This window comes from Arthrobacter sp. NPDC056691, from assembly GCF_042791415.1.
GTDB lineage: Bacteria > Actinomycetota > Actinomycetes > Actinomycetales > Micrococcaceae > Arthrobacter.
On record NZ_JBHTXX010000027.1, the window covers coordinates 1 to 19,954 of the forward strand.

Consider the following 19,954-nt stretch of genomic DNA (forward strand, 5'->3'; position numbering starts at 1 on the left):
GCACAGGGCGTTCCCAGACCTGGGAACGCCCTGTGCTGCTACCTAGTTGGGAGCGAGGAACCTACGAGAGCCGGAACGCCGGGTCTGCCGGCAGGTCGAAGCTGTGGTCCCTCGGCTCGGGCAGGAGTGCGGCGGTGAAGCTGAACCCCAAGCCGGGCAGGCCTGTCCCGTACAGGCGGCTGTCACGGATCTGGACAGGTGACGGCCCGGCGAGGATGCCCAGCTGTTCGAAGGAGGCGTCCTCCACATCCTCCACGCTGACGGCCTCGGCGAGGGTCAGGGCCAGCTGGCCGGACAGCTCGGGCAGCAGGTGCGGTGCCACCCGCACGCTGTTGGCCCGGGCCAGCTCAACGATCCGGCGGAAGGGCGTTATGCCGCCCACGCGGATGATGTTGGGCTGGATGATGTCCACGGCCCCGGCCTCGATGAAGTCCCGGAAACGGTAAATGGTGTGGACGTTCTCGCCCAGGGCGATGGGTACCCGCGACTGCTCCCGCAGGCGCCGGTAGGCCGAGAGGTCGTCGGCGCGGAGCGGTTCCTCCAGCCATTCCAGGCCGAACTGGCCCAGCACATCCAGTGCACGGAGGGCCGCGGGCAGGTCCCAGCGCTGGTTCGCGTCGATCATGAGCCTGCGGTCCGGGCCGAGCACCGATCGGACCGCGGCCACGCGTTCGGCGTCCTCCGCCAGGTCAGGCTTGCCCACCTTGATCTTCACGGCTTGGTGGCCCGCGGCCACCCACCGTTCGGTCTGCGCCACGAGTTCCTCGAGGGAGTAGTGCAGGTTCACGCCCGACCCGTAGACCTCCACGGATTCCCGCCGCTGGCCCAGCAGCCCGGCCACGGACACGCCGGCGGTGCGGGCCGCCAGGTCCCAGAGGGCCAGGTCGACGCCGGCCATCGCGATGGTGGTGAGCCCGCCGCCGCCGGCCTCGTGCAGCCGTTTCCAGAGCTGGTCCCAGACCACCTCCGGGTTCGCGTCCAGCCCGGTGATGAACGGGCCGATGTCGTGGTCAAGGAGTGCCTTGACCGCCTGCGGCCCGATGGTGGGCGTCCAGGAAAAACCGTGCCCCGCACCGCCGTCGTCCGTAAAAAGACTGGTGGCGATGATGTGGTTCTCCGGCGCGTCGGCACCCCAGCTGCGCCGCAGCGGCACCGTGATGAGGCGCGTGTGGAGCCCGGTGATCTTGGCTGCCATCAGCGGCCGGCCAGCTCGTGGCCTTTGGCCAGGATTGCCTTGAGCTCCAGGAGCTGGTCCTCGGTGGGATCAACCAGCGGGGGCCGGACCGGGCCGACGGCCAGGCCGTTGAGGCGCAGCCCGGCCTTGATCAGGGAGACGCCGAATCCGGGTGTCTGGTCGCGCAGGCGCACCAGGGGTGCGTAGAAGCCCTCGAGCAGGGCTTCCCGGCGGTCCTCATCGCCGCCGGCGTAGGCGTCGTAGTAGGCGGTGGCGATTTCCGGGGCCATGGCGAAGGCCGCCGAGGAGTACAGCGGGATGCCCAACCCGCGGTAGGCGCCCTGCGTCAGTTCGGCGGTCAGCAGGCCGTTGAAGAGCAGGAAGTCGTCCCGGCCGCTGGCCCTGACGGCGGAGACGATCTCCTGGGCCAGGCCGACGTCGCCGATGCCGTCCTTGAAGCCGATCACCTTGGGGTTGCCGGTCAGCTGCGCAATGGCCTTGGCCGTGAACTTGGCCGTGCCGCGATGGTACACGATCACCGGGAGGCTGCTCGCGCCGGCCACCGCCTCGATGTAGGCCACCACGCCGTCGGTGGGCCCGGTAACCAGGTACGGAGGCAGGACCAGCAGGGCGTCGGCGCCCGCCTCCTCGGCGGCGCGGGCCGCGGCTAGCGCGTGCCCCAGGGGTCCGCCGGCGCCTGCTATGACCGGCACCTGGCCGTTGACGGTTTCGACGGCGGCCGCCACCACTGTGCGCACCTCGTCGATGCTCAGGGCATGGAATTCGCCGGTTCCACACGCCGGAAACACCCCGCCGGGGCGGTGCGCCAGGCGCGAGGCGATGTGTTCCTTCAGGACCTCAACGTCCACTGCGCCGTCGGCGCCGAAGGGGGTGACGGGAAAGAAGAGCACGCCGTCGAGTTTCATTTGGTCTCCTGTGATCCGGATGTGGCTGGTCCTGCGGGGGCTGGTCCTGCGGGGGCTGTTCCTGTGTGGGCCGGTCCTGTGGTGGCGCCGACGAGGGATTCGCCGGCCCGGAACTCGCCGGCACTGGCTTCGTCGGCTGGGGCGAGTTCCGTGCGCCACGTGCGTTTGGGCTCCCAGCCGAGCAGCCGCTTGGCTTTGGCGATGGAAAAGGCTGGGCTGGTGCCGGTGAGTCCGGCGGCATGCCCGGCGCTGCCGTCCACGAATTGGGGCAGAAGCGTGGCCAGCGGTTCGGTGGCCAGTGCATCGGCGGCGCCCACGAAGAAGGTCTCGCCGTTGGGGATGGAGTCCATGTTCCGCAGGAGAACGTCCAGGAAGTCAGCCACGTCCCGGGCATCCACGTAGTTGAAGAGGGCGGGCGCGGACAGGGCCGGGTCGGCGAGTCTTTCGCGGACGGTGTGCCCCTGCTGAGTCGGGGCGCCGTCCCATTCCTCCGGCGAGATGACGTAACAGGGCCGGAAGGCCGCATAGCGGATGCGGTCCCCCTGCGCGGCGGCGAACATCTGCACCGTCTGTTCCGCAATCTGCTTGGACAGCGCGTAGGCGTTCCAGGGGCGGGGCGTCGTGGCCTCGTCCACCGGGAAGGACTCCGGCAGCCAGCCGGCCGGCGAACCGTAGCCCAGGACGGTGGGGCTGCTGGCCGTGATGACCTTCCCGATCCCCAGGTCGGTGGCCGCACTGACCACCGCGAAGGCGAGCCGTGTGTTGGTGCTGAAGATGACATCCTCGGGCGCACTGAAAGGCACGGCAATAGCAGCGAGGTGGATGACGGCGTCGGGCGCTGTGCGTTCCAAGAGGCGGAACGCCTCGCCGGGAACCAGCAGGTCCGCCGTTTCCTGTTCGACGCCGGCGGGGAACGTGCCGTCCGGGACGGCGTCCCGGTCCGCCGAGACTACCTCGTGGCCCGCCCCGGCAAGGCCGGCGACCACGCTGCGTCCCAGCCGCCCGGCGCCGCCGGTGACAAGAATTCTGCTCATGGTGTTGATTCCTGTTCTGCTGGGTCAGGCGCGGCCGCGGCGCAGTTCGACGCCCAGGCCGAGCTCGCTGATGCGGACGGGGAGTTCGGTCTCGAGCGATGCATTGCCCGCGATGCCAACGGACACGGAGCGCAGCCCGTCGAGGTAGCCGGAGGGCCTGCCCAGCGGATCCTCGCCCGGGCCGTTGAAGAGGTCGGACAGCAGGAGGTTGTCGCCGCCGCCGTGACCGCCCTCGCCGTTGACGATGGGCACCTCATAGGCGGGCTCCCAGTGACGCTGGACCACAAGGCGTTCACCGTTGCGGCGCACGGCGTCGTCCTCCTCCACGGGCGTCGCGGACGGGTCCACCACGGTTTTCTTGTCGGTGCTGTGGACGACGGCGGCACGCTCCACCACCTCCAGCTCGGCCCGGCCTTCGGTGCCGTTGACGGCAACCCGGTAGCCCTCCCACGGGCTGTGGGCGTTCAGGGAGTAGCTGAGTGTGGGCCCGCCGTCGTAGTCCACCGTGAGCGCCAGGTTGTCCTCGATGGTGATGCCCGCCGTGAAGACGTCCTGGTCCCGGCGGTAACCGTCGAACTTCTCGTTGTCGTAGTACAGCTCGCGCAGCCGCTCGTCTTCGCGGAGGTCCAGGGCGAAGGGGTCCCGGGTCCCTTCCGCTTCCTGGACCGTGCCGCGCTCCGTGGCGGCGCGCTCTGTGGTGCCGCGCTCCGGCCGGGCGCCGAGGCCGCGCTCCGCGGCATTTTTGGCGCCGTAGAACCGCAGCCCGCCGGAGGCGTAGACCCGCTCGGGAACGTCGTCGATCCACCAGTTCACCAGGTCGAAGTGGTGGGAGGCCTTGTGGATGAGCAGCCCGCCGGAGTTCTGCTTGTCGCGGTGCCAGCGGCGGAAGTAATCGGCGCCGTGAACGGTGTCCAGGACCCAGCTGAAGTCGATCGACGTGACCTTGCCGATCACGCCGTCCTGGATGACCTGCTTGAGCGCGCTGTTTCGCGGCGAGTAGCGGTAGTTGAAGGTGACCACCACGTTGCGGCCGGTGGCCGCCACGGCTGAGGTGATGCGGCGGCAGCCCTCGGCGTCGATGGTCAGCGGCTTTTCAACCACGACGTCGGCCCCCGCCTCCAGCGCCTCGACGATGTAGTCGGCGTGGGTGTAGTCCGGGGTGGTGACGATGACGCGGTCGATCGCGTTGGTCCTGATGTATTCGGTCAGACTGCCGGGCTCGAACGAGTCGGCCGGGCCGTCCGCGCCGAGTTCCAGGATGAGCCGCTGGTAGTACTCCACGCGGCCGGGATTGGCGTCCGAGAGGGCCACCAGCTCGGCCACGTCCGCGTGCTGGCCGAGGATGGCGCGGATGTACATTTCCGAGCGGCCGCCGGTGCCGATCAGGGCGATGCGGGACCGCGTGACCGGTGTTTTCGTATCAGGCTGTGGCTGCCGGGCGGTGTCGACGTTGACCATGGGTGGGCCCCTTTCCAAAGGCGGTAGGCGGGCCGCTTGACGCCCTGCCCACATGAAGGAAGAATCCTGAGAAAGCGTTTTCTCGAAACGTTATAAGCTTTGTATCAAGACACCGGCGAGCGCGTCAACCATCGTTCGCAAAAGCCGGAGGGCCGCAGCAGCGGCACGCGGCCACGGACAGGGAAGGAAGCACATGGGCAGGAGAACGGGCACCCGGCGCATCGGCATTGCGGACGTCGCCCTCAAGGCCGGCGTCTCGCACGCCACCGTTTCCCGCGTGATGAACGGCAACTTCACTGTGGACCCGGCCATCGCCGAGCGAGTGCGGGATGCCGCGGCGGAACTGAACTACCAGCCAAATCCCGTGGGCCGCAGCCTGGCCCTGGGCAAGACCGACACCATCGGCATCGTGGTGCCGGACCTCGCCAACCCCACATTCCAGGCCATTTTGCGGGGATTGAGCATGGCCGCAGCCCAGGACGGCTACCGGGTGCTTATTGCGGATTCGTCGGAAGTCTCCAGTGAGGAGGCGATCCTGGCCGGGGAAGCACGGCGGCGCTGCGACGGGCTGGTGCTGTGTGCGCCCCGCATGGCCGACGCCGAACTTGAGGAGCTGGCCCCCTCACTGCACCCCATGGTCCTGATCAACCGCAGCACCACGGAAACCCGAGTGCCCAGCCTCGAGGTGGACTACGGCCAGGGCGTGCAGGAGCTCGCGGAACACCTGGTCCTTTTGGGTCACACCCGAATCGCCTTCCTCGCCGGCCCGGCCCGAAGCGCCTCCAACCGGGCCCGCATGGAGGGACTCGACAAGTTCCGGGCCGCCCATCCCGACGTCGAACTCCGGATGCTCGAGGGCGGGTCCAGCTTCGAGACCGGCCATGAAGCGGTGGACGAGGTGCTGGCCAGCGGGGCCACCGGCGTCCTGGCATTCAACGACCTCGTGGCCATGGGACTGCTCAGCGGACTGCACGAACGCGGCGTCCGCGTTCCCGAGGACATCTCCATCACCGGCTTCGACGACATCCCCTTCGCCCGGTACACCACCCCGCCGCTGACCACCGCCGCGGTGCCGATCACGGAACTCGGCGAACGGGCATGGCACAGCCTGCGGGCCCTCATCCGCAGCACCGAGGCACCCGACGAGGAATCCACCTTCCAGCCGCGCCTGGAGATCCGGGGAAGCACGGGTCCCGCGGCAAACCCGCGGAGCTAGGGCTTTGCCGGGGCCAGGAGCACGTCGACGAGCTCCTTCAGGCCGCCGGCCATGTCCACGTTCTTGTCGTACAGCCACTGCAGCTGAAGGCCGTCGAACGCGGCGATGACCAGCCGCGCGAGTGACTCCGCCCCGACGTCAGACCGGACCTCCCCAGCGTCCTGGCGCCGGCCGATATCCAGCGCCAGCTCCTCCACCAGCTGGGAGTACCTGTCCTGGAAGTAGCCGTGCGAGGCATGCCCGGGGTCGTTGGCCGTTGCCGACGCCACGGCATACAGCGTGGTCAGCCCGGGCTCCTTCCCGTTCCGCTCCGCCACGGACGCCAGGATGGGCAGGCCAAACTCGGCGAGCCCCCCAATGTCCCTGCTGCGGCGGTCCCGTTCGGCAAGCACCGCCGTCAGCAGCTCCTGCTTGCCACTGAAGTAGTGGAAGAGGGTGGCTTCCTTGACCCCCACGAGTTCGGCCACACGCTTGAGGGCGGTGCCCTCAAAACCTTCGGTGGCGAAGACATCTGTAGCGGTTTGGATGATCTGCTCGCGGCGTTCGGCGCCTTTGGCGTACTGCCCGCGGGGCTTGGATGGGGACATTGGGCCAGTTTATTTCACGGCGTTGATCCACCGGGAGACAAGCCAATATCGAGCAAAACCTAGTCACACTAGGTTTTTGGCGCTACGCTTTTCTCCGAGGCCCAACGGTGGGTCACTTTTCGTCAGGAGGCAATGTGGCCATCGAATCCCTATCCGAGGAGACCGCGGCTCCGCCCGCACTCTCCCCAACCGCAGGACTGTCCGTCACGGCGCCGCGGGCCTATGTCATCGGCATGCCCATCGCCAGCGCCGGCCTCTGGATGGCCCTGCTCGCACCGGCCCTCGTCGTCCTCGCCATCAAAGTCTCCGAGATCACCACCCCGGAAACCAGGGCCGGAGCGCTGAGCCTCGTGGCCGGCGTCGGGGCCATCATCGCCCTGCTGGCCAACCCGTTCTTCGGACGCCTGAGTGACCGCACCACGTCCCGGTTCGGAATGCGCAAGCCGTGGATCGTTGGCGGATCCCTGATCGGGCTCGGCGCGCTCTTCTTCCTGGGTCTCGCCGGCGATGTGCCCGGCGTCCTGGGCTCATGGGTTGTGGCGCAGCTGGGGTTCAACGCCGCACTGGCGGCCCTCGTGGCGACGCTCCCGGACCAGGCGGCCCCCGCCGAGCGCGGCCGCCTCTCGGGTCTCATCGGCATGACCTTGCCGGTCGGCCTGGTGGCTGCCGCCTACTTCGCGCAGCTCTTCGACAATGCCTTCCAGATGGCGGTGGTTCCCGGCATCGTGGGCACCGCCCTGGCCATCGGATTCGCCTTTACGTTCAAGGACCGGGTGCTGACTGAACGGCCGGCACCCCTGAACCTCAAGGAAATCCTGGGGTCCTTCTACTTCGATCCGCGCCTCCAACCCGGCCTCGGCTGGGCCTGGCTGACCAAGTTCATGGTCTATGTTGGCTACTGCGCGGGCCTGCTCTACCTGCCGTACTTCTTCGCGGACCAGCTCCATGTGGCAGAGGAGAGCATTCCCTCCCTGGTCTTCCAGGCAACCCTGGTCAGCTCCGCCGGAACCGTGGTCACCAGCATCGCGGGCGGCTGGATCAGCGACCGGATCGGCAAGCGCAAGACCCTGGTCATCGCCTCCAGCCTCATCATCATGGCCGGCCTCATCGTCATCGCCATGAGCACCGGCACAGACCAGGTCCTGGTGGGCCAGGCGATCGTGGGCCTGGGCCTTGGCTGCTTCGGCGCCGTTGACGTGGCCCTCATCGCCGACCTGCTGCCCAGGGACCAGGCCGAGAACGCCAAGACCTTCGGGGTCTTCAACATTGCCCAGGCCCTCCCCCAGTCAATCGTGCCCGCCGTCGCCTTCCCTGTCATTGCCCTGGGTGGCTACCCCGCCCTCTTCCTCGGCGGGGCCGTCGTCGGCATCATCGGCGCCGTCCTCGTCACCCGCATCAAAGGAGTCAAGTAAATGAACCCCATCCTGTCCGCGCAGAAGACCGCCCAGGTGGACACCCAGCTGCCGGAGGACGCCGAGGCGCGCCTGCGCGAACTGGCCGGAAGCCTGAGCCTGGAACAGCAGGTGAGGCTGCTGACCGGCGCCGATGTCTGGTCCACCCATGCCCTGCCGGAAATCGGCCTCAGCCGGATTGTGCTGTCCGACGGCCCTGCCGGCGTCCGAGGCGAAGACTTTGACGAGCGCCACGACTCCGTCTCCCTGCCGTCGTCGTCCGCCCTGTCCGCCACTTGGAGCGTGGACATCGCCCGCCGCTACGGCCAGGTGCTCGGCCAGGAGGCGCGCCGCAAGGGCGTCCACGCCGTCCTCGGCCCCACCATCAACCTGCACCGTTCCCCGCTGGGCGGCCGCCACTTTGAATGCATGAGCGAGGATCCGCGCCTCACCGCCACCCTGGCCGCCGGCTACGTTTCCGGCGTGCAGTCCATGGGGGTGGGCGCCACCCCCAAGCACTACCTCGCCAACGAGGCCGAGACCGACCGCTTTACCTCCGATTCCGTCGTCGACGAACGGCCCCTTCGCGAGCTCTACCTGGCTGCGTTCGAGGACGCCATCACCGAAGCCCGCGCCTGGCTGGTCATGAGTTCCTACAACTCGGTCAACGGCACCACGGCCAGCGAGAACACGCTCCTCGAAACCCCGCTGTCCACCGAGTGGGGCTTCGACGGCGTCGTGGTTTCGGACTGGACCGGCGTCCGCTCGGTGGATGCCGCCAACGCCCACCAGGACCTGGAGATGCCGGGACCGGTAGGCCACTGGGGCGCCAAGCTGCTCGCCGCCGTCGAGGACGGCCGCGTCAGCCGGGAAGCGATCCTGGAAAAGGTCACCCGCATCCTGCGCCTCGCCGCCAGGGTCGGTTCACTCGACGGCTTCGAGGCGGTCACCGCATTCCCCGCGGAACTCGACGGCGCACAGGTGGCCCGCGAGGTGGCCGTCCGCGGCGCCGTGCTGGTCCGCAACGCGGGCGGCCTGCTCCCCCTCGACGCCAAGGCACTCGGCAGCGTCGCCGTCATCGGCCACAACGCCGAAGAGGCCCGCACGCAGGGCGGGGGCAGCGCCACCGTCATGCCCAAGTACACCGTCTCGCCGCTGGAGGGGCTGCGCAAGGCACTGCCCGACGACGTCACCGTGACATACGCCCGCGGCGCCAAGGTGGCCGAGGGGCTGCAGCCGTTCGCCCGCAGGGCCCTGCACAATCCGGTCAGCGGTGTGCCCGGCATGCGCGTAACCTTCCTGGCGGCCGACGGAACGGAGATCTCGGGTGAGGACCGGCTGGCTTCGCACTTGATCTGGTTCGGCGTCGGCATTCCGGAGGGCACGGCGGCCATCCGCATGCAGACCGATTGGAGAGCGGAAACCGCCGGCGTGCGCCACCTCGGCGTGGGCACGGTGGGCCACATCGCCGTCTCCGTCGACGGGACCGAGGTCTTCAACGGCGAACTTGAGGACAGCACCGACGTCCTGGGCGCGGCCCTGTTCGACCCGCCGCAGACCATCCACGCCTTCGAGGCCACCGCCGGCCAGAGGTTCGCCATCGACGCCCTGTACCAGATGCCGCAGCAGCAGGAGATTCCGCTGACGGCCATCCTGCTCGGCGAGGAGGCCATCGTCGCCGACCCCCAGGCCGAGATCCGGGCGGCCGTCGAGGCGGCACGGACGGCCGACGTCGCCGTCGTCGTGGTGGGCACCAATGCCGCGATCGAATCCGAGGGCTTCGACCGCAAGGACCTGGACCTGCCGGGCCTCCAGAACGAACTTGTTGAGGCCGTGGCCGCGGTCAATCCGCGCACGGTCGTGGTGGTCAACGCCGGCTCGCCCGTGCTGATGCCGTGGCTGGACAGGGTCAGCTCGGTGCTGCTGGGCTGGTTCGGCGGGCAAGAGTTCGGCTCTGCGGTGGCGGACATCCTGCTCGGCAGGGAAGAGCCCGGCGGCCGGCTTCCCACCACCTGGCCGGCCGCACTCGGGGACGTACCCGTGCTGAACACGACGCCGGTTGACGGCAAGGTGGTCTACAGCGAGGGCATCCACGTGGGCTACCGCGCCTGGCTCAGGCAGCAGGCTGGGGGCGGCGCCGCCCCGCTCCTGCCATTTGGGTACGGCCTCGGCTACACGACGTTCGAACTCGGCACCGCCTCCGCGCCGCAGTCCGTTCCGGCCGGCCAGGACATCTTGGTGCACGTCCCCGTCCGGAACACCGGCACGCGCACCGGCCGCGAAGTGGTCCAGGTCTACCTGTCCCGCGAGGATTCGGCGGTGGAGCGGCCCGTCCGCTGGCTGGCCGGATACGCCGGTACGCATCTGGCCGCGGGCGGCACGGACACCGTTGAGGTGCGGATCCCGGCCCGCGCCTTTGGCCATTACGACGGCGGCTGGCAGGTTGAGCGCGGCCCGTTCCGCGTGCTGGTGGGCCGGCACGCGGCGGACGACTTCCAGGCGCTGGAGGTCGAGGTCCGCTAACCCGTCAACCCAACTGACTCGCAGTTAATGTCGTTTTGACCGCCCATAACGACATCAATTGCGAGCCAGTTGGGAAAGTCAGCTACGGCCGGGCCGGGTCCGAACCCTTCGGGCCCAGCCCGGCTTCGCTGTAGTACCCCCGGATGTGGGCGGCAACCAGCTCGGCTGCCCGGCCGCCGTCGTCCTTCCTGATGGCTGCCAGGATCTCCCGGTGCTCGGCCCGGAGCCGGGACGCGGTGGCGCCCCAGTCCGGCAGGTTCGCGGTCAGCTGCCCCGCGTAGCCCTGGATGGCCTCGCGCAGGGACCCCATCATGGCGCTGACCACGGCGTTGCCGGCAGCGTCCGCCAGGGCCAGATGGAAGCGGACGTCCAGAGCCAGGAAGTCATCGACGGCGTGGCCCTCGTCCATGTCGTCGAGCAGGGCCCCGGCCAGGTTAAGTGCGGGGGCATCCGGTCTGGCCCGGGCCGCGGCCCAGGACTCGAGCAGCACGCGCGTTTCCACCACGTCCTCCACCGGCAGGTGCTGCGTGGCCACGTGCAGCCGCAGCGCTGAGCCGAGCGCCGCCGTCGGATCCGAGATCACCACCGTCCCTGCCTCGGGGCCGGACCCTACGCCTGCCCGGACCACGCCCATGGCTTCGAGCACCCGGATGGCCTCGCGGACAGAGGTGCGGGAGACGCCGAGCTTCTCGGCCAGGGTCCGCTCGGCCGGAAGGCGGCCTCCGACGGCGAGCTGGCCTCCGGAGAGCTGGTCCTCGATCCACCGCAGGACAAGTTGGTGCGTGCGCATGAGCCCATCGTACTTGATGTGGTCGGACCACATGCTTTAGAGTGTGGTTAGACCACAGCGGGGAGGCTCCTGTTCAGCATCTCCCGGCACGCCCACGGAGGAACGCCATGACCCACACCATACAGCCGAGCAACCCCGAGACCACCCCGGCCCCGGACGCTACGGACATCGCGGCCACGCGCCCCGGCACCGGCGTCGCTGCGGCAGCCGCCGCAGCCGCTGCTGCCGCGGCAGCCGCCGCCGTCCCGGCCGCGCTGAAGCGACGCATCCCGAAGTACTCGGACCTCGCCCCGCTCATGCAGTTCAAGAAGCCCGAGTTCAGCAAGGAAGCGCGGCTCAAGCGCGCCAGCACCGTCTGGGAGCTGCGCGACATCGCCAAGCGCCGCACCCCGCAGGCCCCCTTTGACTACACCGACGGCGCGGCAGAGTCCGAGATCACCCTGCGGCGTGCCCGCGAGGCGTTCCTGGACATCGAGTTCCGCCCCGGCATCCTGCGGAACGTCTCCAGTATCGACCTGAGCACCGACATTCTGGGCAAGCCCTCCCGGCTCCCCGTGGGCATCGCCCCCACCGGTTTCACCCGGATGATGCAGTCCGAAGGCGAGTACGCCGGTTCGCGGGCCGCCGAAGCCGCAGGCATCCCCTACACGCTCTCCACCATGGGCACCGCCTCCATCGAGGACGTGGCCGCGGCGGCGCCCAACGGCCGGAACTGGTTCCAGCTGTATCTCTGGACGGACCGGGACCGCTCCCTCGAGCTGATCGAGCGCGCAGCGAAGGCCGGGAACGACACCCTGATGGTCACGGTGGACACCGCCGTGGCCGGGGCTCGGCTCCGCGATGTCCGCAACGGCATGACCATCCCGCCGGCACTGACCCTGAAGACCGTCCTGGACGCGTCCTACCGCCCGGCCTGGTGGTTCAACTTCCTCACCCACGAGCCGCTCACCTTCGCCTCGCTCTCGCGGTACACGGGCACGGTGGCCGACCTCATCAACTCGATGTTCGACCCCACCCTCACGTTCGAGGACCTGGACTGGCTGCGCGAAACCTGGAAGGGCAAGCTCGTGGTCAAGGGAATCCAGACCGTGGACGACGCCCGCAAGGTGGTGGACCACGGCGCCGACGGCATCGTGCTCTCCAACCACGGCGGCCGCCAGCTGGACCGCGCCCCCATCCCGTTCCACCTGCTGCCCGAGGTTTCGAAGGCCCTCAAGAAGGACAACTCCGACGCCGCGATCATGCTGGACACCGGCATCATGAGCGGCGCCGACATCATCGCCGCCCTGGCCCTCGGTGCCGACTTCACGCTCATCGGCCGCGCCTACCTGTACGGGCTCATGGCCGGCGGCAGGGCAGGTGTCGACCGCGTCCTGCAGATCCTGGAAAAGGACATGGCCCGCACCATGGCGCTGCTGGGCGTCAGCAGCATCTCCGAGCTGACCCCGGACCACGTGCGGATCCTCGGCAAGTAACGGCCCCTCCGCCCAACTGACTCGCATTAGTTGTCGTTTTGAGGCTCCAAAACGACAACAACTGCGAGTCAGTTGGGTGGGGTTACTTTTTGCGGCCGAACTTGGGGAGGTTCGCCAGCAGGTCGGCGGCCTTCGTCGCGGCGCGGCCCACGGTGCGGCCGATCTGCTGCGGGACGGTGTCGTCCTGGCCGGCGGGTCCGGGTACCTGTCCGCCGGCAACCACGACGGCGGGACTCAGCTGGCCGCTCGCCGGTCGCCCGGGTGCGTGGGTGGCGTCATCCGCCGCGCTGCCGGCATGTGCCACTGCGTCGGCCCCGGCCGCCGCGAAGGCGTCCGGGATCTCTGAGGCCTGGTCGGCCGACGGGCCGGACGCGGCCGGGGCGGGAGTTCCGGCGGACACGGCGGCCCGGCCAGTACCGGCCTGGACTTCCTCCGCCTGCTGGCTTGCGGCGTGCGGTGACGCTGCGGCGGACGCCGGGCGTCCGACGTCGAACGTCTCCAGCCAGCTTGCGACGCCGGCCAGCGGCTTGGGATTGAGCGCGTAGTACCGCTTCTGGCCCTGCGCGCGCATGCTGACCAGGTCGGCTTCGCGGAGCACCTTCAGGTGTTTGGAGATGGTGGGCTGGCTGGCGGCGAGCTCCTCGACCAGCTCCCCCACAGCTTTGTCCCCCGCCTGGAGGGACACGAGAATGTCGCGCCGCGTTGCCTCAGCAATGACGGCAAATACGTCGTCTGTCACCATGAGACCCACCCTAGCGACATATACGCCGAATGGCATCTACTATTTCGCGGGCGGGTTGCCCCGTGAAGGGACTCGGACCTAGTCGAACCAGGGATCCAGGCCGTACAGGGGGAAGACTTCCTTGCGCGTGGCCATCACGGTGCGGTCGATGTCGTCGTTGGGATCGAAGCCCACCTCCCAGGAGCGCCACCAGACGTCGGCGTCGTCGCCCATGGTCTCGGGCGTGTCAACGCCGTAGCGCTCCTGCACATACGACCGCCACGGCTCCGGCACGGGCGTCCGCAGCGGCACCGGACGGTTTGCAGCTATGCCGATCAGGTGGCTCCACGTCCGCGGCACCACGCCCGTGATGTGGTACCCGCCGCCGCCGGTGGCGATCCAGCGGTCACCGCAGTACCTCGCGGCGAGGCCCGCGACGGCGGATGCGGCCTCGCGCTGTCCGTCGACGCTGACGTTGAGATGGGTGAGCGGATCGAGCCGGTGCGAGTCGCAGCCGTGCTGGCTGACGATGACCTCAGGTGCGAACGCGCCAACGAGCTGCGGGACCACGGCATGGAATGCCCGCAGCCAGCCGGCGTCCCCCGTCCCGGCGGGCAGTGCCACATTCACCGCGCTGCCCAAGGCCCCGGGGCCGCCGATCTCGTTGGCGAAGCCGGTGCCGGGGAACAGGGACATTCCGGTCTCATGCAGGGAGATGGTGAGGACGCGGGGGTCGTCCCAGAAGATGCTCTGCGTCCCGTCGCCGTGGTGGGCATCGACGTCGATGTATGCCACGCGCTGCACGCCGCCGTCGAGCAGTTTCCGGACCGCCAAGGCGGCATCGTTGTAGACGCAAAAGCCGCTGGCGCGGTCCCGCGACGCATGGTGCAGTCCGCCGCCGAAGTTCACGGCCCGCACTGCTGAGCCGTCCAGGATCGAGCCCGCCGCGAGCAGGGAACCGCCGGCCAGGCGGGCCGCGGCCTCGTGCATTCCGGCAAAGGCGGGATCATCCTCGGTGCCCAGCCCGTAGGACTCGTCCGCGGCGGCCGGATTGTCGCTGGCCCGGCGCACCGCGGCCACAAAGTCGGGGCTGTGGACGGTGGTGAGTTCGCCGTCGTCGGCCACGTCCGGGGCAGCCAATGTGACGTGGGCGAGGTCCAGCAGGCCCAGGCTCCCGGCCAGCCGGGCTGTCAGGTCCATGCGCTCGGGTGCCATGGGGTGGCCCGGGCCGAAGTTATACGCCGTCATGGCGGCGTCCCACACCACCGTCGTTGGCAATGCGGGGAGGCTGAGTCCGGGCTGGAATGTCATTACTGACAGGCTACCGGAGCGCGGTCTGCTCCCGGGCCCGGCCACGGCGCGGGGATTAGTGGTTTACTACTGGAGGAAGCAGAGTCAATCGAGGAACAGCCGCACATGACCCAAAGCCAGTCGAGGTCCAAGAGCCCGGCCAGCTGGCAACCCGCAACGCCGGAGCGTGAGGGCCTGTGGATATTCACGGGCATCCGTGACTTCATCGATGACATTGCCAACACGTCGCCGGCCCGCCTTGCCCTGAGCGCCTTCGTGGTGGTCATCGTCCTCTTCACCGCCCTGCTGTCGCTGCCGGCGTCCTCGGCAACGGGCGACTTTACCCCGCTCCACCAGGCGCTCTTCACGGCGGTCTCTGCCGTCTGCGTTACGGGCCTGACCGTGGTCTCCACCGCCGTGCACTGGTCATTCTTCGGGCAGCTGATCATCCTGGTCGGCATTTTCGTCGGCGGCCTCGGCACGCTGACGCTGGCCTCGCTGCTGGCCCTCATGGTGAGCAAGAAGCTGGGGGTCAGGGGCAAGCTCATCGCCCAGGAAGCCATGAACAACGCCGGCCGGCTTGGTGAGGTGGGTACGCTGCTGCGGATCGTCATCACCACCTCCGTGGTCATCGAGGCCACCCTCGCGGTCGCCCTGATCCCGCGCTTCATGGTCCTCGGTGAGCCTTTTTGGCAGTCTGTCTGGCACGGCGTCTTTTACGCGATCTCGTCCTTCAACAACGCCGGATTCACCCCGCACTCGGACGGCATCGTCCCCTACGAAACGGACCTCTGGATCCTCATTCCGCTCATGCTGGGCGTGTTCCTAGGCAGCCTGGGCTTCCCCGTGGTCATGGTGCTGCAGCAAAACGGGCTGAACTGGAAAAAGTGGAACCTGCACACGAAGCTCACCATCCAGGTCTCGTTCATCCTGCTCGCGGCCGGCACCGTTCTGTGGGCGCTCATGGAGTGGGACAACACCCGGACCATCGGCGGCATGGACCTCGGCGACAAGATCACGCACTCGCTCTTCGCCTCCGTCATGACGCGCTCCGGCGGCTTCAACCTCGTGGACCAGAACCAGATGGAATCCACCACCAAGCTGCTCACTGACGCCCTCATGTTCGCCGGCGGCGGCTCCGCCTCAACGGCAGGCGGCATCAAGGTCACCACCATCGCCGTCATGTTCCTGGCCATCATCGCCGAGGCCCGCGGCGACGCCGACGTCAAGGTTTACGGCCGCACTATCCCGGAAGGCACCATGCGCGTGGCCATCTCGGTAATCGTCGCCGGAGCCACGCTGGTGTCCGCGTCCGCCTTCCTGCTCCTGCACATCAGCGGCGCCTCCCTGGACCGGGTGCTCTTCGAAACCATTTCAGCCTTCGCCACCGTCGGCCTGAGCACAAACCTCAGCGCCGAGCTGCCGCCGGAAGGCGTGTATGTGCTGTCCATCCTGATGTTCGCCGGCCGCGTCGGCACCGTCACGCTTGCCGCCGCCCTGGCCCTGCGCCAGCGCAGCCAGCTGTACCACTACCCGGAAGAGAGGCCCATCATTGGCTAATTCGTCAGGCGCCCCCAACCGCCCCGCCCACAACGCACCGGTCCTGGTGATCGGGCTGGGCCGCTTCGGCTCCTCCACCGCTGAGCAGCTGGTAAAGCAGGGCCGCGAGGTGCTGGCCATTGAGCGCGACAGGTCCCTGGTGCAGAAGTGGTCGCCCGTTCTGACCCACGTGGTGGAGGCCGATGCCACCAACATCGACGCGCTGCGGCAGCTGGGCGCGCAGGAGTTCAGCTCAGCAGTGGTGGGCGTAGGCACGTCCATTGAGTCCTCGGTGCTCATCACCGTGAACCTGGTGGACCTCGGCATCGAGCACCTGTGGGTCAAGGCCATCACACCGTCCCACGGCAAGATCCTCACCCGCATCGGCGCCAACCACGTCATCTACCCCGAGGCCGACGCCGGCGTCCGCGCTGCGCACCTGGTCTCCGGGCGCATGCTGGACTTCATCGAATTCGACGACGACTTCGCGATCGTCAAGATGTATCCGCCGCGTGAAACGGTCGGTTTCACGCTGGACGAGTCCAAGGTGCGGTCCAAATACGGCGTGACCATCGTGGGCGTGAAATCCCCGGGCGAGGACTTCACCTATGCCCGGCCCGAGACCAAGGTGTCCGCCCGCGACATGCTGATCGTCTCCGGCCACGTGGACCTGCTGGAGCGGTTCGCGGCCCGGCCGTAGCGGCGAGGTTGGTAAGGCGCCCGACGACGGCGCCGCCCGCCGTCGTCCGCAACGCACCAGCCGCCGTCGTTCCCTAACGCCGTGGGGAGAGTTTTTGTCCAGATATCGGGCCCAAAAGGGGCCTTAACCCGCGGTATCTGGACAAAAACTCCGGTGCGGGTGGTGGGCCCACGCCCGCAGGGTTCCCTGGCCGAGCTTGCGAGGTTAGGGTGCGGGTGGTGGGCCCACGCCCGCAGGGTTCCCTGGCCGAGCTTGCGAGGTTAGGGTGCGGGTGGGGATTAGCCGAGCTGTTTGGTGATCTCTGCGGCACGGTCGGCGGCGGCGCGTGCGCCCGCGGCGATGATGGCCGGCATGCCGCGGTCATCGAACGTGGCGATGGCGCGTTCGGTGGTCCCGTTGGGGCTGGTCACGGCTTTGCGCAGGGCGGCCGGTTCGGCGCCGGGTTCAGCGAGCATGAGGCCGGCCCCGGCCACGGTTTCGCGTGCCAGCAGGAGCGCCAGCTCCTCATCCAGGCCGAGTTCGACGCCGGCCGCGGCCATGGCCTCAGCCAGGTAGAACGCGTAAGCCGGGCCCGAACCGCTGATGGCGCTCAACGCGTCCACCTGCTCCTCGGGAATTTCGACGACGGTCCCCACCGCGCCAAGGATGTCCTTCGCCCGCTGGAGCTGCTCCGGCGAGCAGTTGGTGCCGGCAGACACCGAGACCACGCCGCGGCCCAGCTTCGCCGGGGTGTTCGGCATCGTCCTGATGACCGCCTGGCCCGCGGGCAGGGCGGCTTCGAGCTGGGCGATGGAGACGGCGGCCGCAACGCTGATGACAATCGCATCCGGGGACAGGGAGCCACTGACTTCCCGGGCCAGCTCGGCGATGCCCACGGGCTTCACGCCGAGAATCACGACGCCGGCCCCCTTAGCCGCCTGCTTGTTGTTGTCGGGTTCTTCGCTGCCGGCAATGGCGGTGATGCCGGTATGCCGTTCGGCCAGCTCCGCTGCCCGCTCCGCACGGCGGACGGTGGCCACGATCTCCATGGGATCCGTGCCGCTCTCCAGCAGGCCGCCCAGGATGGCCTCGTTCATTGATCCACAGCCAAGGAATGCGATTCGGTTGCTCATTGCTCCATCATTGCAGTTCATCGCTCCGGATGCAGACCGTGGCCATTCACAGGAAGCTCACATGTTGGCCGAAGCATTCACACACATTCGGCCCCTAACGTAGGTATTACCTCATTGAGGGTGCGAGTGATGAAGCAAGCATGGGGATGCTTGTCAGGCACCGACGGTCTGCAGTGGTTTTGCCCATTTTTCTGCAGCGGGCCGTCGGTGTCTTTGCTTTTTAAGCTCCAGCCCGGCGGCCGACGGATTCCCAGCGTGTTGTCAGGTAAATCCCGCAGAACACCCAAACTCCCTCGCTAGAGTCGTAAACGCCTCACAGGTGCGAGTGATGGAGCCGGTCCTTCGGGACCGGCGTTGCGCCGGCCGGTTGCAGAAGTGTTCCCCCCAGCTTCTTCTGCGTAACCGGCCGGCGTTTACTCGTTTAAGGCAGCCCCGGAGAGCAGCAGGCTTGTGCCGCCCCGGGCGGCAGGAAACCCTAGACGGCCGGCAGCGCAGAGACCTGCGGGACACCCACGTGCGGAGCCGGCTCAAGCGGACCGTCAAAGACCAGCTGATCGAGCCGCCGGAGGATGAGGCCCTCGCGCAGCGCCCACGGGCAGATCTTGATCTTCTTGTACTCAAAGAGCTCCAGCGCCGCTTCAGCCACCAGGGCACCGGCGAGGAGCTGGTTGGCCCGTGCCTCGGAGACGCCCGGCAGGTGCAGCCGGTCTTCGGACTTCATGGCGGAAATTCGCTGGGCCCAGAGGCCAAGGTCCGTGCGGTTGAGGTCGCGCTTCACGTACGGGCCGGCGGCGCTGGGGGCTGCACCGGCGATCCGGGCCAGGGAGCGGAAGGTCTTCGAGGTACCGGCCACGACATTTGCCTTGCCCACCTCATTGAAGCTGCGGACCACCGGTTTGAGGGTGGTCCGGATGTAGCGGCGCAGTTCCTTGACGCTCTTTGCGGACGGCGGATCCTCGTGCAGCCAGTCCCGGGTCAGCCGGCTCGCGCCCAGGGGCACGGAGGTTGCAAGTTCCGGCAGTTCGTCCTGCCCCAGCGCCATTTCGAAGGAACCGCCGCCGATGTCGAAGTTCAGGACGGTGCCGGCGCCCCAGCCGTACCAGCGTCGGACGGCGAAGAACGTCATGGACGCTTCCTCGCTGCCCGTGAGTTCCTGCAGAGTCACGGTGGTTTCGTGCTTCACGCGGGCGAGCACCGCAGGGCCGTTGGTGGCCTCGCGGATGGCCGAGGTACAGAAGGCCAGCAGGTCGTCAGCCTTGTGCCGCGCTGCAAACTCCCAGGCCTCGAGCACGAACTCCGTGAGCTCATGCTGGCCGGCGTCGGTGATGTTGCCGTCCTCATCGAGGTACTGCACCAGCGAGAGGGGGCGCTTGTGTGAGGCGAAAGGCACAGGCCGTGCGCCGGGGTGGGCATCCACCAGCAGGAGGTGGACAGTGTTTGAACCGATGTCGAGGACGCCTAGCCGCATCCTGCCATTATTCCCCCCGCCGGCGCAGCGGACGCAACCCGTCACCTACATTGCGTGCTTTGGCCTGCGGACAGCCGCGCGGGGTTACTCGCCTTCGAGGCCGGCGGGGTTGGGGTCCACTTCGTCGGCGCGCTTGAAGTCGCGCTTGATGTTGGCGATGCCCTCGGGGTTGATCTCGAAGCCGTAGGCCGCGCCCGGGTTGATGACCATGCCCAGTTCATCGCCGATGTTGGCGATGATCGCCGCACCCTGGGTGCCCAGGACGTTCGGGGCTGCTTCCAGGTACTGCGCGTCCACCCGGGTGGGGTGCGAGAAAACGGCAAGGACCGGCTGGCCGTCCGCGTTGCCCAGCACCAGCGGCTCGACCTGCGAGTCCTGGCCCTCGAGCGCGTCGGAACTGATGATGTAGACCTCGTTGTTGAGGAACGACAGGATGACGTCCACCGGATCGGCGTCCGGCTGGCCGCCCCGGGCGAGCTTCTCCTCAAGATCGTTCAGCGGCGTGATGTCTGCGGGTTCCGGCTGTTCAGTCATGCATCTACTCGACCAC

The 19,954-nt window shown here is 68.3% G+C and carries 17 protein-coding genes; 6 read left to right on the plus strand and 11 right to left on the minus strand.

Annotated elements, in window-relative coordinates; translation table 11 throughout:
- Positions 1–61: 61 nt before the first annotated feature.
- The 4 genes from ACFRAU_RS18770 to ACFRAU_RS18785 are packed head-to-tail and all read right to left on the minus strand — an operon-like array spanning position 62 to position 4,592.
- The gene (locus tag ACFRAU_RS18770) at positions 62–1,195 is read right to left on the minus strand and encodes a mandelate racemase/muconate lactonizing enzyme family protein (protein ID WP_377995119.1); all 1,134 of its coding nucleotides are present in this window, start codon (positions 1,193–1,195) and stop codon (positions 62–64) included.
- Entirely contained in the window at positions 1,195–2,100 is a 906-nt protein-coding gene (locus ACFRAU_RS18775; RefSeq protein WP_378001035.1) for a 5-dehydro-4-deoxyglucarate dehydratase, read from the minus strand. The genes ACFRAU_RS18770 and ACFRAU_RS18775 overlap by 1 nt, the downstream gene beginning before the upstream one ends.
- Positions 2,097–3,134, minus strand: a complete 1,038-nt coding sequence (locus ACFRAU_RS18780) for an NAD-dependent epimerase/dehydratase family protein (RefSeq protein ID WP_378001036.1) — start codon at positions 3,132–3,134, stop codon at positions 2,097–2,099. Before ACFRAU_RS18780 ends, ACFRAU_RS18775 begins: the two co-directional genes overlap by 4 nt.
- A 24-nt stretch (positions 3,135–3,158) precedes the next feature.
- On the minus strand, positions 3,159–4,592 hold the full coding sequence (locus ACFRAU_RS18785; protein WP_378001037.1) for a Gfo/Idh/MocA family protein: 1,434 nt from the start codon (positions 4,590–4,592) through the stop codon (positions 3,159–3,161).
- Between the two features lie 193 nt (positions 4,593–4,785).
- Here ACFRAU_RS18785 and ACFRAU_RS18790 point away from each other — a divergent pair, with 193 nt between their 5' ends.
- Positions 4,786–5,808: a LacI family DNA-binding transcriptional regulator gene (locus ACFRAU_RS18790; protein WP_378001038.1), complete on the plus strand. Its 1,023-nt coding sequence runs from the start codon at positions 4,786–4,788 to the stop codon at positions 5,806–5,808.
- Here ACFRAU_RS18790 and ACFRAU_RS18795 read toward each other — a convergent pair.
- Complete coding sequence (locus tag ACFRAU_RS18795) at positions 5,805–6,395, minus strand: TetR/AcrR family transcriptional regulator (protein ID WP_377995114.1); 591 nt, start codon at positions 6,393–6,395, stop codon at positions 5,805–5,807. The genes ACFRAU_RS18790 and ACFRAU_RS18795 overlap by 4 nt on opposite strands.
- Before the next feature lie 134 nt (positions 6,396–6,529).
- Between ACFRAU_RS18795 and ACFRAU_RS18800 the strand changes: the two genes are divergently transcribed.
- Entirely contained in the window at positions 6,530–7,807 is a 1,278-nt protein-coding gene (locus ACFRAU_RS18800) for an MFS transporter (protein WP_378001039.1), read from the plus strand.
- On the plus strand, positions 7,808–10,309 hold the full coding sequence (locus ACFRAU_RS18805; protein WP_378001040.1) for a beta-glucosidase: 2,502 nt from the start codon (positions 7,808–7,810) through the stop codon (positions 10,307–10,309).
- Between the two features lie 82 nt (positions 10,310–10,391).
- Here ACFRAU_RS18805 and ACFRAU_RS18810 read toward each other — a convergent pair whose 3' ends face one another.
- Positions 10,392–11,099 carry a FadR/GntR family transcriptional regulator gene (locus tag ACFRAU_RS18810; RefSeq protein ID WP_378001041.1) on the minus strand — a complete coding sequence of 236 codons (708 nt, stop codon included), beginning with the start codon at positions 11,097–11,099 and terminating at the stop codon, positions 10,392–10,394.
- Between the two features lie 107 nt (positions 11,100–11,206).
- Here ACFRAU_RS18810 and ACFRAU_RS18815 point away from each other — a divergent pair, with 107 nt between their 5' ends.
- The gene (locus ACFRAU_RS18815) at positions 11,207–12,574 is read left to right on the plus strand and encodes an alpha-hydroxy-acid oxidizing protein (protein ID WP_378001042.1); all 1,368 of its coding nucleotides are present in this window, start codon (positions 11,207–11,209) and stop codon (positions 12,572–12,574) included.
- Between the two features lie 82 nt (positions 12,575–12,656).
- On the opposite strand, the gene ACFRAU_RS18820 is transcribed toward ACFRAU_RS18815, so the two are convergent.
- Together ACFRAU_RS18820 and ACFRAU_RS18825 are read right to left on the minus strand one after the other, a co-directional pair.
- On the minus strand, positions 12,657–13,316 hold the full coding sequence (locus ACFRAU_RS18820; protein ID WP_378001043.1) for an ArsR/SmtB family transcription factor: 660 nt from the start codon (positions 13,314–13,316) through the stop codon (positions 12,657–12,659).
- Between the two features lie 78 nt (positions 13,317–13,394).
- The gene (locus ACFRAU_RS18825; protein WP_378001044.1) at positions 13,395–14,606 is read right to left on the minus strand and encodes an acetoin utilization protein AcuC; all 1,212 of its coding nucleotides are present in this window, start codon (positions 14,604–14,606) and stop codon (positions 13,395–13,397) included.
- 105 nt (positions 14,607–14,711) lie between these two features.
- Between ACFRAU_RS18825 and ACFRAU_RS18830 the strand changes: the two genes are divergently transcribed.
- Together ACFRAU_RS18830 and ACFRAU_RS18835 are read left to right on the plus strand one after the other, a co-directional pair.
- On the plus strand, positions 14,712–16,145 hold the full coding sequence (locus tag ACFRAU_RS18830) for a TrkH family potassium uptake protein (RefSeq protein WP_377995107.1): 1,434 nt from the start codon (positions 14,712–14,714) through the stop codon (positions 16,143–16,145).
- A complete protein-coding gene (locus ACFRAU_RS18835) occupies positions 16,138–16,824 on the plus strand; it encodes a TrkA family potassium uptake protein (protein WP_003797805.1) in 687 nt (228 codons plus the stop codon). The genes ACFRAU_RS18830 and ACFRAU_RS18835 overlap by 8 nt, the downstream gene beginning before the upstream one ends.
- Positions 16,825–17,102: 278 nt before the next feature.
- Here the strand turns inward: ACFRAU_RS18835 and proC are convergent, their stop codons facing one another.
- From proC to ACFRAU_RS18850, 3 genes are all read right to left on the minus strand, one after another.
- Positions 17,103–17,936, minus strand: a complete 834-nt coding sequence (gene proC / locus ACFRAU_RS18840; protein WP_378001045.1) for a pyrroline-5-carboxylate reductase — start codon at positions 17,934–17,936, stop codon at positions 17,103–17,105.
- Between the two features lie 475 nt (positions 17,937–18,411).
- Positions 18,412–19,404: a Ppx/GppA phosphatase family protein gene (locus ACFRAU_RS18845; RefSeq protein WP_377995105.1), complete on the minus strand. Its 993-nt coding sequence runs from the start codon at positions 19,402–19,404 to the stop codon at positions 18,412–18,414.
- Positions 19,405–19,488: 84 nt separating this feature from the next.
- Positions 19,489–19,938, minus strand: a complete 450-nt coding sequence (locus ACFRAU_RS18850) for an SseB family protein (protein ID WP_378001046.1) — start codon at positions 19,936–19,938, stop codon at positions 19,489–19,491.
- Positions 19,939–19,954 lie beyond the last annotated feature (16 nt).